11 protein-coding genes are annotated in these 13,415 nt (G+C 34.2%); 9 read left to right on the forward strand and 2 right to left on the reverse strand.

Annotation, left to right across the window (positions count from 1 at the left end; genetic code table 11):
- Positions 1-45: 45 nt before the first annotated feature.
- A complete protein-coding gene (locus ERL59_RS20950) occupies positions 46-753 on the reverse strand; it encodes a L,D-transpeptidase family protein (RefSeq protein WP_328699886.1) in 708 nt (235 codons plus the stop codon).
- A 57-nt stretch (positions 754-810) separates the two neighbouring features.
- Complete coding sequence (gene pdxR / locus ERL59_RS01930) at positions 811-2,298, reverse strand: MocR-like pyridoxine biosynthesis transcription factor PdxR (RefSeq protein WP_160643935.1); 1,488 nt, start codon at positions 2,296-2,298, stop codon at positions 811-813.
- 173 nt (positions 2,299-2,471) lie between these two features.
- Between pdxR and ERL59_RS01935 the strand changes: the two genes are divergently transcribed.
- The 9 genes from ERL59_RS01935 to ERL59_RS01975 all read left to right on the forward strand — a co-directional run bounded on the left by ERL59_RS01935 (position 2,472) and on the right by ERL59_RS01975 (position 13,301).
- Complete coding sequence (locus ERL59_RS01935) at positions 2,472-3,068, forward strand: GNAT family N-acetyltransferase (RefSeq protein WP_160643937.1); 597 nt, start codon at positions 2,472-2,474, stop codon at positions 3,066-3,068.
- 110 nt (positions 3,069-3,178) lie between these two features.
- Complete coding sequence (locus tag ERL59_RS01940) at positions 3,179-3,445, forward strand: alpha/beta-type small acid-soluble spore protein (protein WP_160643939.1); 267 nt, start codon at positions 3,179-3,181, stop codon at positions 3,443-3,445.
- Between the two features lie 206 nt (positions 3,446-3,651).
- On the forward strand, positions 3,652-4,860 hold the full coding sequence (gene metK / locus ERL59_RS01945; RefSeq protein ID WP_160643941.1) for a methionine adenosyltransferase: 1,209 nt from the start codon (positions 3,652-3,654) through the stop codon (positions 4,858-4,860).
- 269 nt (positions 4,861-5,129) lie between these two features.
- A complete protein-coding gene (locus tag ERL59_RS01950; protein WP_160643943.1) occupies positions 5,130-7,793 on the forward strand; it encodes a stalk domain-containing protein in 2,664 nt (887 codons plus the stop codon).
- Positions 7,794-8,006: 213 nt separating this feature from the next.
- Positions 8,007-9,164 (forward strand): sensor histidine kinase, encoded by a 1,158-nt coding sequence (locus ERL59_RS01955; RefSeq protein ID WP_328699885.1) that lies wholly within the window; start codon positions 8,007-8,009, stop codon positions 9,162-9,164.
- A gap of 6 nt (positions 9,165-9,170) precedes the next feature.
- Positions 9,171-9,887 carry a response regulator transcription factor gene (locus tag ERL59_RS01960; RefSeq protein ID WP_160643945.1) on the forward strand — a complete coding sequence of 239 codons (717 nt, stop codon included), beginning with the start codon at positions 9,171-9,173 and terminating at the stop codon, positions 9,885-9,887.
- Positions 9,888-10,009: 122 nt separating this feature from the next.
- Positions 10,010-10,414, forward strand: a complete 405-nt coding sequence (locus ERL59_RS01965; protein ID WP_160643947.1) for a hypothetical protein — start codon at positions 10,010-10,012, stop codon at positions 10,412-10,414.
- Between the two features lie 198 nt (positions 10,415-10,612).
- The gene (locus ERL59_RS01970; RefSeq protein WP_160643949.1) at positions 10,613-12,556 is read left to right on the forward strand and encodes a DEAD/DEAH box helicase; all 1,944 of its coding nucleotides are present in this window, start codon (positions 10,613-10,615) and stop codon (positions 12,554-12,556) included.
- Positions 12,549-13,301 carry a ComF family protein gene (locus ERL59_RS01975; protein WP_160643951.1) on the forward strand — a complete coding sequence of 251 codons (753 nt, stop codon included), beginning with the start codon at positions 12,549-12,551 and terminating at the stop codon, positions 13,299-13,301. Before ERL59_RS01970 ends, ERL59_RS01975 begins: the two co-directional genes overlap by 8 nt.
- Positions 13,302-13,415: the final 114 nt, after the last annotated feature.

Below are 13,415 nucleotides of genomic sequence, written 5' to 3' on the forward strand. Positions count from 1 at the left end.
GTTTGCGATTTTTTTATAACACAAATGATTTATATTGAGGTTTTGTCATTCAATCATACCTAAACGTCTGTACTCCCTTTTCGACGTCACTCCAGATTCATTTAAGCCATAATCTTTTTGCATTCTTTTTACTGCATTTTCAGTTTCTTCATCAAAAATACCAGTTACTTTCCCTTTATAATATCCATGTGACTTTAAATTTTGCTGTAATAATAATACTAAATTACCCGAATTTCCTTTAGCCAGTTTTTTGAACTCTCTTTTATCAATGCCATCTATGGGGCCATCAATTTCTACTTTTGTCCCAACTGGAATTATTTTATATAATTTCTCCACATCTTCGTTTCTCATTCGTATACAACCACTGCTTACTGAAGTGCCAATTAACCAAGGTTTATTTGTTCCGTGAATACCGTATTTCCCCCATGGCACATCTAACCCAAGCCATCTCGTACCAAAGCCACCACCCCAGTTCGTTGCTTTTTCGTTTATTTTAAATGTTCCTACAGGGGATGGATACCCATTTCGTCCAGGTGAGACGGGGAATTTTTGTATGACTTCATTTCCATGATATACTAAAAGTTCGTTTTTCCATAAATTTATGTATACCTTGATATCATCATTATTTTCCTCTGCAACAATTCCATTTGAGTTTAAACTAAGTAACAGTAAGCTAATGATGCTTAATCTTATAATTAAGCTTTTCTTAGAAGTGAAAAGGTACAGAATTTTACTCTCCCCCTTGGCATGAATACTCTTTTTTGCATTGCCAAAATCACTTTATATTCAATTTACCCTATCAGTTAATAATTATGCGTGATCAAATAAGTGATGTGTTTCTTCAATGCTTGCAATGAGATTGATTCCTATTTTTATGTCTTCTATGGATAAATGAGAAAATCCAAAACATGCTGTGCGTTGTTTATGTGAATGACTACTTAAATCCATGTTTGTTGAATCAGTCCAATATACTCCTTTTTCACCACATTTTTGTTTTAAAATATCATACTTTTCACTGCTTAATAACCATTTTCCATATATATGTAATCCTGCATCGGATTCATTAAACATAAATAAATGTGACAATTTGCTTTTCAACATGTTTAAGCACATTAGGTGTTTAGATTGATATAATCTTGTCATTTTTCTCAAATGACGTTCATAATTACCTTGATTTATGAAAGAAGATAGGGCACGTTGTTCCAAGATACCTGTTGCATAGGGTTCATATAATTGTTTTGAATGATGAAATAACTGGACAAGCTGCTTGGGCAATACGACATAACCAATGCGTAATTCAGTTTTCATTGTTTTAGAAAAAGTACCAATATAGATGACCCGATCTTGATGATCTAACACTTTTAAAGGTTCTATAGGTCTTCCTCTAAATCGAAATTCACTATCATAATCATCTTCAATAATTAATGCATTATTTTTTTGTGCCCATTCCAGTATTTTTTGCCTCTTAGATAAATTTAATACAACTCCAGTAGGATATTGTCGACTAGGTGTAAGAAAGACAAGCTTTGACTCCCAATTGTTTATTTGAAGTTGAATGCCATCTTTTTCAACATTCATGGGTATAGAGATCCCTCCTACGGCTTTAATGGCTTGATGGATCCCTTTGTAACAAGGGTTTTCAACAATCACTTTATCTTCAGGATTGATGAGCAACTGAGAACATAGGGCAATGGCTTGCATAGACCCATTTACAATAATAATTTCTTCAGGTGTTGATTGTATTCCTCTTGTTTTTAGTAAGTGATGAGAGATAGATTTTCTTAATGGCAAATATCCCTCAGTATGATTCATGTCATGTATAGATTGAGCTGCTGTTTCACGTATTTGAGCATATAAACAACGATGCCATGTTTTAAAAGGAAAATCACTTAGATCAGGTGAGCCAACTTTAAAATGAATATATTTTTTTTCTTTTTCATATGCAGATGTTACAGAGTCGGAGTGAGCTTTAAGTTTGGATAATCGTTGAGCCCAATCAGATATTCGTATTTTATATGTATGGCTTGGCTGTAATTCTTTTTGTGTTCCTTCATAAATAATAAAGGTTCCCTTGCCAACTTCTGATGATAAATATCCTTCAGCTGTTAACATTTCATATACTTGATTTACAATTCCTCTTGAAATTTCATAATTGTTAGCAAGCTGCCGGGTGGAGGGAAGTTTAATTCCTTTTTTCAGTTTGCCAGTAACAATTTCATCATGTATCGCATGGTAAAGTGCAGCATATTTATAACGGTATTTTTGTAAGTAACGATTTAAGGGAATATGAAAATCCATCAAATAAATCATCCTTCCTAATAAGTATAAACATAATCATTAACGATTTTTTTGACTATTCAATTTAAATTGGTATATAAAAATTATTATAAATTGGAACTTTTCCTTGATCAATTTTTGCATTAAACTCAATAGAAAATTTAACAAAAAATATAGGTAAGGAGATAATGATTATGAAACTTCAGGATTTTGAGTTAATAGGGGAGAGAGTGAAGATCATACCACTGACCGAAGAACATACTAATGCACTTTTTAAAGCTGGCCAGCATGAGGGGATCTGGGATTATATGCCGAGAAACGTTTCAAATATTAATGATATGAAGGAGTTAGTAAAGGAAGCTCTTTCAGATAAGAAGAAAGGTACATCATTACCATTTGTTATTATGGATCTTCAGTTTAATGAAATTGTAGGCAGTACACGTTTTATCAATATTCATTTAAAAGATGCCCATTTAGAAATAGGTTGGACATGGTTGAATCCTAAGGTTTGGAGAACAAGAGTCAATTCAGAATGTAAATATTTGTTGTTAAACTATTGCTTCGAACAAGCAAATCTAAATAGAGTGCAATTTAAGGCAGATGAGAGAAATATTAGATCATTGCAAGCCATTGAACGAATTGGAGCTCAAAGAGAAGGAATTTTAAGAAAAGACCGCATACTTCCTGATGGTTTTATTCGGAATACAGTTTATTACAGTATTATTAAAGAGGAATGGTTAGATGTTAAAAAGAGATTAGAATCCTTTTTATCCAAATCTATACATCATTAATCAGAATTTTGATGTTTATCTTATATCTTCCCATAATGACAACATCTTATGAGTGTTGTGTAAATCCCGATCGGTGATACTACATGTATAACGATAGGGAGGTGAATAAAATGGCTAACAAAAAAATTGTACCTGGATGCGAGTCTACAATTAATCAATGGAAATATGAATTTGCATCAGAGCTTGGATTATCAGTGGGACAGCAAGCAGCAGTTGATTATTATAGTGAATTTGCATCAGAGTTAGGGGTTGTTCCTAAACAAGCTTTAAAAGAAGATTACTGGGGACATATTTCTGCAAGAGAATCAGGTGCTGTTGGTGGAGCCATTACAGCTAGATTGATTCAACAAGCAGAGCAGGTATTATTGAATTCTTAGCTTCACATCAAATTGGTAAATTTTTTAATAATAAAAGTCAATAAAAGCGTTTGAATCTGTTTGACACTCATAATCAATTCAAGTAATATAATATTTTGAAGGTTCCGTAATTATAATACCAACCTTTTCCCTTGGGAAAAGGTTCGTTTTTATATGAGTATTTATCTTTATATAATTTATGTTTATTTAGTAGGAGGTTGAATGAGTTGGCTACGCAAAAAAGTCGTCGTTTATTTACATCAGAGTCTGTAACGGAAGGACATCCTGATAAATTATGTGATCAAATTTCTGATTCCGTATTAGATGCATTTATGAAACAAGATCCAAATGCTCGTGTAGCATGTGAAGTATCTACTACAACTGGATTAGTATTAGTTGCTGGGGAAATTAGTAGTGATTTTGCTACATACGTTGATATTCCTGGTCTTGTTCGTGAGACAATTAAAAATATTGGCTATGTTGATGCAACATACGGTTTAGATTATAGAACTTGTGCTGTATTATCATCCATTGATGAGCAATCACCTGAAATTGCACGGGCGGTAGATACAGCACTCGAAGCAAGAGAGGGGCAAATGAGTGAAAGTGAGATTGAAAGTATTGGTGCTGGAGATCAAGGTTTGATGTTTGGTTTTGCAGTGGATGAAACACCTGAGTTAATGCCTTTGCCAATATCATTATCTCACAAATTAGCTCGCCGTTTAACGGAAGCAAGAAAAGAAGGCATTGTAGATTACCTTCGTCCAGACGGTAAAACACAAGTTACGATTGAATATGATGAAAATGATAAACCAATCAGAGTAGATACGATCGTTGTTTCTACACAACATCATGAAAATATAAGTTTAGAGCAAATTAAAAAAGATATTTTAGAATATGTAATCAAACCTGTTGTACCCGCTTCATTTTTAGATGAAAATACTAAATATTTTATTAATCCAACTGGTAGTTTTGTTGTTGGAGGTCCGCAAGGAGATGCTGGATTAACAGGACGTAAAATTATTGTTGATACGTACGGAGGATATGCACGTCATGGAGGAGGAGCATTTTCTGGTAAAGATCCGACAAAAGTGGATCGTTCCGGAGCATATGCAGCAAGATATGTTGCAAAACATATTGTTGCTGCAGGTCTAGCTACAAAATGTGAAGTCCAGGTTGCTTATGCTATCGGTGTTGCTCAACCTGTATCTATTAGTGTGGATACGTTTGGTACAGGTGTAGTGAGTGAAGAAAAACTAGTAGAAGCAGTACGTAAGGTATTCGATTTACGTCCAGCTGGAATTATTAAAATGTTAGAATTACGTCAACCGATATATCAACAAACGGCAGCTTATGGCCACTTTGGTCGTTCAGATGTAGATTTACCTTGGGAGCGTACAGATAAAATAGAATTACTAAAAAAGGAAATTCAATAAAAATTAGAACAGTCTAAGATTTTTATACTAATGAAGCATTGGTGAGTAAATCATCAGTGCTTTTTTTGTATGTTCTAATAAAAAACACACTATATTTTCCTCATATTACATATATTTTCTAGTTTCTCAACTTTTCATATATTCTCATAAAAAAAACGTAACTTTTTGTCACCTTATGTAGTCTAATTAGTAGAGGAAAAAAGAAACGATTGAATCTATTAAAAGTTATTCAACTATTATATGACTAATAATCAACTAGGAGAGAGAACATGGAATACAAACATAGAAAAAGTGGTAAAAGACTTCTCAGTAAAAAGGTCATACCTATGGTAGTAAGCAGTTTTTTAAGTGCTCAACTTTTATTTTCACCTATATCAGGGTTGAGTATATCACAAGTGGAAGCAGCATCAGCTAAATTACTGAATGAAGAGATGATTACGTCCGGAGCTGTTTTACAAAATTATACTTTCACAATGCAACGAGACGGAGAGTATATCAATACAAACGTTGGTGTGATTAAGTTAGATCTGAATAACCCTTATGTTAAATTAGATGTAATGACAGGTGCTCACGGAAAGTTTACAGAAAGATCAACAGTTCAAAATATGGTGAAGTATACAGATGCAGTCGCAGGGGTAAATGGTGATTTTTATGCAATGAGTTCAGAAGGTGTACCACTGGGACCAACCATATCTGATGGAGAAATTATGGCATCACCAAGTGAATTAACGGGTATGTATACGTTTGGAATTACAGAAGCCAATAAACCAGTCATTGGACTCTATGCATTTGAGGGATTAGTGACAGCTGAGAATGGAGAAAGTTACCCACTTAGGGGAATCAACAAAACTTACGCATGGTTGGAACCTGGAAATTTACATAGTCATGCAGATTCATTATATATTTACACAAATGCTTGGGGAAGTGAGCAAAGAGCTGCAGATGGTGCAACTACACCTACAGAAGTATTAGTTGTAGACGGTGTGATTGAAGAAATCTCTGAAGGGAAGTTTCTACAGATGACTCCCCCCAAAGATGGATATATTTTAAGAGCCCATGGTAAAGCAGCGAAGTTTGTTACAGAGAATATGCGGGTAGGGGACGAGATGGATACCGATTATGAACTTCTTTCACTTAGTGACGATGGTCAAAATATAAAAGAAGACGATTTTAAAATGCTGATTGGAGGCCATACCGTATTAATACAAGATGGGAAAGCCGCAGATTTTTCTAGAGATGTATCTAGTCTATTGGGGAATCGCTCTAGGACGGCAATTGGTTATTCTAAAGATGAAAGATACGTGTATATTGTGACAGCAGATCACTATGGTGAAAGTGATGGTTTAAGGTTGAGTGAATTACAAGAATTGATGTTACAGCTTGGTATTTACAATGGTATTAACCTTGATGGTGGAGGTTCAACTCAACTCGTATCACGTCCTTTGGCTGAATTTGATGTTGAACTAAGTAATCAACCCGAATATGGAAGTGAAAGAAAGGTTGTTAATGGGGTCGGTGTATATTCAACAGCTCCGGAAGGTCAATTGAAAGGCATGTTTTTAGATGGACAAACAACGCTCTTCAAAAATGAACAAACCACCTATCAAATGAAAGCATATGATGAATATTATAATCCATTAGATGTAAGTGAGTTGGATGTGAACTGGTTGATTTCAAATTCAATTGGGAAGTTTGAAGGAGATGTATTTACACCAAATCAATCGGGTACAACGAAAATTACGGCTACCTCAAATAATATCAATGAAAGTTTGGAAATAGAAATTATTGGAAGAGATAATTTGTCTAAAATGGGCTTCTATGCCTCTAATTCAAATATGCTCGTTGAAGGTGGTACGTATAAACTACCTGTGTTTGTGAAATCTGAATCTGGAGTTAAACGTACGGTTCCTACTGAATTAATAGATTGGCAGTTTATCGGTTTTTCAGGAAGTATCGATGGAGATACATTAACCGTTCATAAACTTGGAAATAAAGGAATTGGTAGAATCATTGCTAAATATGATGGTTATAGTTCCATGTTAACCTTATCTGCGGGTATTTTAAGAGAGTGGGAAGATTTTAATCTTGAGCAAGTTCCAGTATCTTTCACCGCTTATCCTTCTTTCGTGAGTGGGGATTTATCCTTCCAACGAGAATCTACCAACAATAAAAGCTTGAGATTAGATTATGATTTTTCTGAGGGTGAAACGGTTAATAAAGCTGCTTATGCTGTTTTTAACAACGACGAGGGAATGATAGTAGATGGAGAGCCGCAATTTTTGAAGATGGACTTGTTTGGAGATAATAGCTACAACTGGGTGAGAGCTGAAGTTATTGACGGAAATGGTGATGTTCAAAAAATAGATATCTCAAAAAATGTGAACTGGGAAGGTTGGGAGACAGTAAACGTTAATCTAGCAGACTATGATTTAACATACCCTATAAAAATGAAAAGGTTATATATTGTAAGTCCAGATGTTGGACAAAATGATAGAGAAGTTACTGGATCTGTAGCTTTTGATAACATTACCTTTATGTATAGAGGTGAAATTCCACCAATTATTAAACCAAAGGTTGAGATGATTTTAAATGAACAAGTTCTAAAAGTTGACGGTATCTCTCAGGAACTAGATCAAGCTCCTGTTGTGATCGAGGGTAGAACGATGGTTCCACTTCGTTTTATAGTAGATGCTTTAGGTGGAGAAGTCACGTGGGATTCGATTGAGAAGAAAGTCATTTTAATAAAAGAGGATCAGTTAATAGAATTATGGATTAACGATCCAGCTATTAATTTAAATGGGAATAAAGTAACCTCTGATGTTCCACCTACTGCTATTAATAATCGTACGATGGTTCCATTGCGATTCGTTTCAGAATTTTTTGGTTGGAAAGTAGGCTGGGATTCATCGACAAATAAAATCACAATGGAATAAATATTGACATCAATTTACTTTATTCTTTTCTTAATTATGGTAGTATAAAGATATAGGCATCATATTTCGACAATAGTAGACTTTTATGGTGTTTCAACACCATGGAAGACTACTATTTATAGGTATATAAGTATTTAATACCTATATTTTCTCTATAGAGAATCTACATACATAATAATTTCGGCTTGAAATAACTGACGGGAGTAGGATATAGTGGGGAACTTGGATGCTATCGATAAAGTCATAACAAGAACAATGGAAGTCATGGATGATAGCAAGTATCAAATTTATGAAATCTCTGAAAGCGCTCGCTCTGAGTTAGAAGTTCTTAATAATGAGTTAATTAAAGTCATGGGAGAAATCGACAAAGTTATAAGTATTGTTGATGAATTTGAATTGAAATTTAGAGATGCTAGAAATAGACTCTCGGAAGTAAGTCGAGATTTGCATCAGTATGGAGAAAACGATATTCGAAAAGCCTATGAAACAGCTAATAGCTTTCAAATTGAGTTAATTGTTTATCGTGAAAAGGAAAAAAATCTGAAAGATCGAAGAGATGAATTGCACCAAAGAATTAAAAATATCGAAGGCACAATTCATCGAGCAGAAAACGTTGTTTCTCAAATGAATGTTGTGGTTGATTATTTAAAAGGGGACTTGAACCAAGTTTCACGAATTTTAGAAACAGCTAAAAACAGACAACTGATCGGATTGAAGATTATTTTGGCACTAGAGGAGGAAAGAAAGAGAATTTCCCGGGAAATTCATGATGGAATTGCTCAATCTATGGCGAATTTAGTATTAAGAACCGAAATTGTCGAACGTATGGTAAGTAAAAAGAAATATGATACGTTAATGGATGAGTTCATTGATTTTAAAAATCAAATGAGGTCAGGCCTAGAAGAAGTAAGAAAGATAATTTTTAATCTACGGCCAATGGCTTTGGATGATTTAGGGCTTGTTCCAGCACTCAGAAAGTATTTACATGATTTTGAGGAAAAATATGTAATAAATACTTCTATTGATGTTCATGGACACGAAATTCGCTTATCATCAGCAATGGAAGTAGCGATCTACCGGTTTGTGCAGGAGTTTTGTTCAAATACATATAAACATGCCGAAGCCTCTCAAATTAAATTAGATATTACCTTTGAAGAAGAGATGATCTCGATAACTTTAGAGGATGATGGTCTAGGATTTGATGTAGAACAAATGGAACTAAAAATTCTTGGTGGCAGCCATTATGGGATTATAGGTATGCGCGAGCGGGTAGAACTTCTTGAAGGAGAGTTTGAAATCCGTTCTGCATCAAATAGAGGTACCCAAATTACGATGAAGGTACCTGTCAATGCAAGTGAAGAAAAGGAGTGAGATAGTATGAATGATGATCATAAAGTAAGAGTGATCATTGCAGATGACCACGCTCTTTTTAGGGAAGGGTTAAAAAGAATACTAGAAATGGAGGATCAGTTGGAAGTCATAGCTGAATGTGGGGATGGCAGCGAAGTATTAGGATGCTGTAAAAAGTATAAACCCGACGTTCTTTTATTAGACATTAATATGCCAAATGAAAATGGTGTAATCACAACAGAGAAGGTCACTCAACATTTTCCTTTTGTAAAAATTGTTATTTTATCTATTCATGATGACGAAAGTTACGTATTTGAAACCCTAAAAAAAGGGGCATCTGGTTACTTATTGAAAGATATGGAATCAAATGAGTTAATTCATGCTGTTAATTCTGTAGTGAAGGGGTATTCATACATACATCCTAAAGTATCTGGTAAATTAATCAACCACTTAAGAAGAATGACATACTTAAATGAAACAGGCATTGCCAAACCAAAGGAGCAGCAATCCACAACTTCTAATGTACGATACATATATGATTTGGAAAATCCTCTAACAAAGAGAGAAGCAGAGGTTTTGTGCTTGATGGCAGAAGGCAGAAACAACAAAGCAATAGGCGAGCAATTATTTATTAGTGAAAAAACAGTAAAAAATCATGTGAGCAGCATATTACAGAAATTAGAAGTGGAAGATCGTACTCAAGCTGTAATTAACTCAATTAAAAAAGGTTGGGTAACACTTTAAAGAGAGATACAAAAATTTCGTTTGATTATTATTTTATTCCCTCAGACCTCTTTTTGCATATCCAATTGGAACTCTACAATCCCTAATGGCATATGATGGCATATAAGGGAGGTAGACATGTGATGATAGCTGGAATCTTTACGATTATAGGAATTTATGCTTTATGTGCACTAATCGTTCATGTTTCCCATTATTTTCACCTTAAAAAAAAGGGAGAGATCGAACTTCAGAAAGTTCACTATGTCATCATTTCATATCAAAATGAAAAATTAATTGAATGGGTTCTTCGCTCTATCTTTTTCTTTTTTTGGTTTCATGGCAAAGAGGTAAAAATAACCGTTGTGGACAAAGGTTCAACAGATGATACACTTGCCATAACAAATCGAATGATTTTGCATAAGGATTTACAAATTAAAAGTGTTTCAATAAATGAAAGAATTAATTTAGAAAATAAAATTATTGATAAAAATGTAACTGTTATTGACTTAACAAAGGATATAGGTTTGCAAAATAACCCATTGCTTTAAAGCGCTACATCTAATTAAAAATTATCGGAGTGAAGAACACCCGATCAGCAATAAGCTGATTGGGTGTTTTTTTATGAACAGGATGGTCATATGCCAGTTACCAGTTCATGGATGAATTAGTGTCAGAATTGTCATATGGATGTGGATGTTATTAATGGGGGTACAATTTTACTCATACCAAGTGAGATGGAGGTATTTATGAAAGTTCAATTATATGCTGTAAACCATTCAAGGGATCAAAACGGTATGCGAATTGATTGGAAGTGGTACGTATCATTTAAGATGCAAGTAGATGTTCAATATTGGTTCAAACAAAGAAATCACCCATATCTAATTGTGCTTAAACCAAAATTACCGTTAGGTATTGCCTTGATTTATTGTAAATTGCATCATTCTTTTGGTCCATTGAAACATTTTAATCAAGATATACCACAATTGACTAAGAATTGGATTCGTTTTATGCTCTTACATCAGGAGCATGTACAGTTAAGTGAAAAACTACAGAAACAGCTAACCTTCCAAATGGTTCAATCTACTCAATATAACAATGGTATGGATTCCACCATTAATCCAAACTTGGAAAGAGAAATTAAACAATCCATTCAAGGTAGAGAATTATTACTAGCAGAATTTATTCATGTATTAAAAAAGTTAGGTTGCACAATCGAAGATCAATGGTCTTCTATCATTCAATACTTATATTTAAATGAACAAATTGAAATAAAAAGTGGGGTAACAATGAACCTGAAGAAATCACTCCCTTGGTTACAGCAGCAAAAAGAAATAACTTGTCATCGTTGTGGTAGTGGTAAAGAGAACATGTACCAAACATTATGTTTATTTTGTGAAGAACATTGTTTGTATTGTGAGCATTGCATTACGATGGGGAAAAGCAGGTATTGTACACCGCTAATTCGAGGGAAATCTTTATCCTATATGAAATCACAATCCTCAATAATTAAGATTCATCCTATAAGCAATTTGAAACATTGGAATTTAAGTGAACCTCAATTGGCAGCAGTGAGAACTGCATGCAAATTTTTAAATGAAACCAAACATCGAATTTCTACAAAAAAACCTTCCTACTTTTTAATTTGGGCAGTGACTGGGGCAGGGAAAACGGAGATGGTGTTTCCATTAATCCAACAAGAAATAAACAAAGGTCATCAAGTGATGCTGGCTACACCCCGAAAAGATGTGGTTCTAGAATTACAGCCACGTTTACAAAAAGCTTTTCCTTATTTACATATCGTAACTTTGTATGGTGGAAGTCCACAAAAATGGGAGGAGGGCAATTTATTTATTGCTACAACACATCAGTTGCTTCGTTTTTGGCAAAAGTTTGATTGCATCATTGTTGATGAACTAGATGCTTTTCCTTTTCATAACAATGAGATGTTACAGTATGCTGCAATGAAAGCAAGTAAACCACATGGGAAATACATCATGTTATCAGCCACACCTCCTACTCAGATGATCAAATTAGTAGAACAAGATCAACTTCCGCATATAAAAGTGCCAGTCAGATACCACCGCCATCCGTTGCCTATCCCACAAAGAGTATCTTTCCCGTCTTTACAACAAATTTGTTCAAATGATCAAATGGAATTCACATCATTAAAAGGAGTCCTTCATAAATACCGAGTAGAAAAAGTGTTATTACATCATATTAGAGAAACGATACATAGGGGAGCGACTAGTTTCATATTTCTACCTAAAATAAAGTATATCAACCCATTTGTTGACTACTTAAGAACAAAATTTAAGGAAGTAAATATACAAGGTGTTTCGTCAATCGATAAACAACGGGAACAGAAAGTGCAAGCCTTTCGAAATAGAGAAATTGAAATCTTAGTGACAACTACGATATTAGAAAGAGGGGTTACTGTACCTAATACGGATGTTTATATTATTGATGCGGATTCCAACATGTTTGATGAAGCAGCTTTAGTGCAAATGGCAGGACGGGCGGGGAGATCAATGCAATATCCTGATGGTAAAGTGTACTTTTACTCAAATGAGAAAACGAAAAGTCAGGTAGTAGCTATGAAACAAATTAAACAGATGAATACATTAGCTAAGCAAAAAGGGTACCTAAAAGAGCAATACTATAGAAAAGATAGGGGGGATTTCAATGTTTGAAGACAAGCCTCATTTTATTCAAACTCAACTACGGTTTCTGCGTTCAATCTTTTCTAATAACTTAAATACATGTTTGATTTGCAAAGAAACTGCCCCAACTTACCAAACCTTATCCTTATGTAATACATGTGCATCAATGATACCGTGGATATCCAAAGTTATTTGCCCCATTTGTGGACGATTTGAAGTTTGTTATGATTGTGTTCGCAAATCAAACACCTATTATGAATACAGTCGAAGTGCAGTGGAATACAATGAAACCATGCGTGAATGGTTGGCATTATATAAATATAGAGGGAATGAAAGACTTGAAAGTCTATTTATAAAAATGTTTGATTATGCATTTCAGTTGTTATTAATGTCCACGTCATTAAAAAATTACCCTATACACTGCTTTACCTATATCCCGCTAAGTGAGCAAAGATTACAAGAAAGAGGTTTTAATCAAGCAGAACGATTTGCACGAGGTCTGAGTAGACTACACCAAATTCCCGTTATTGAGCTTATAAAAAGAGTTCGTCATACTGAAAAACAAAGTGTAGGTTCTTGGTCAAATCGTTTTTCTAATATACAAGGAGCCTTTGTGATAAATGAAAAAGAAGTGAAACGAATAAATAAGAAGAGGGTTATGCGTATCGTTGTGATTGACGATGTATATACAACGGGTAGTACGTTAAATGAATATGCCAAGGTGATTACAGCTCACTTGCCCGCTAAAGTTTATGGGGTGACTTGGGCAAGATAATGTTTAAGTATATTTTTCGTAAGGGAGTATAAATCTAGGATGGTATATAAATGAATTTTCACAAAACTGTATAGTGTTATAATATGGATATTAGTAAAAATCATTTACAATATA

It is taken from the genome of Chengkuizengella marina, assembly GCF_009910845.1.
Lineage (GTDB): Bacteria > Bacillota > Bacilli > Paenibacillales > KCTC-33759 > Chengkuizengella > Chengkuizengella marina.

What these genes read in the sequence shown, in the direction of transcription:
- ERL59_RS01960 (WP_160643945.1), top strand. Translation starts at nt 9,171, where the DNA reads ATGAATGATGATCATAAAGTAAGAGTGATCATTGCAGATGACCACGCT.
- ERL59_RS01970 (WP_160643949.1), top strand. Translation starts at nt 10,613, where the DNA reads ATGAAAGTTCAATTATATGCTGTAAACCATTCAAGGGATCAAAACGGT.
- ERL59_RS01940 (WP_160643939.1), top strand. Translation starts at nt 3,179, where the DNA reads ATGGCTAACAAAAAAATTGTACCTGGATGCGAGTCTACAATTAATCAA.
- ERL59_RS01965 (WP_160643947.1), top strand. Translation starts at nt 10,010, where the DNA reads ATGATAGCTGGAATCTTTACGATTATAGGAATTTATGCTTTATGTGCA.
- ERL59_RS01975 (WP_160643951.1), top strand. Translation starts at nt 12,549, where the DNA reads ATGTTTGAAGACAAGCCTCATTTTATTCAAACTCAACTACGGTTTCTG.
- ERL59_RS01950 (WP_160643943.1), top strand. Translation starts at nt 5,130, where the DNA reads ATGGAATACAAACATAGAAAAAGTGGTAAAAGACTTCTCAGTAAAAAG.
- ERL59_RS01935 (WP_160643937.1), top strand. Translation starts at nt 2,472, where the DNA reads ATGAAACTTCAGGATTTTGAGTTAATAGGGGAGAGAGTGAAGATCATA.
- pdxR (WP_160643935.1), bottom strand. Translation starts at nt 2,298, where the DNA reads ATGGATTTTCATATTCCCTTAAATCGTTACTTACAAAAATACCGTTAT.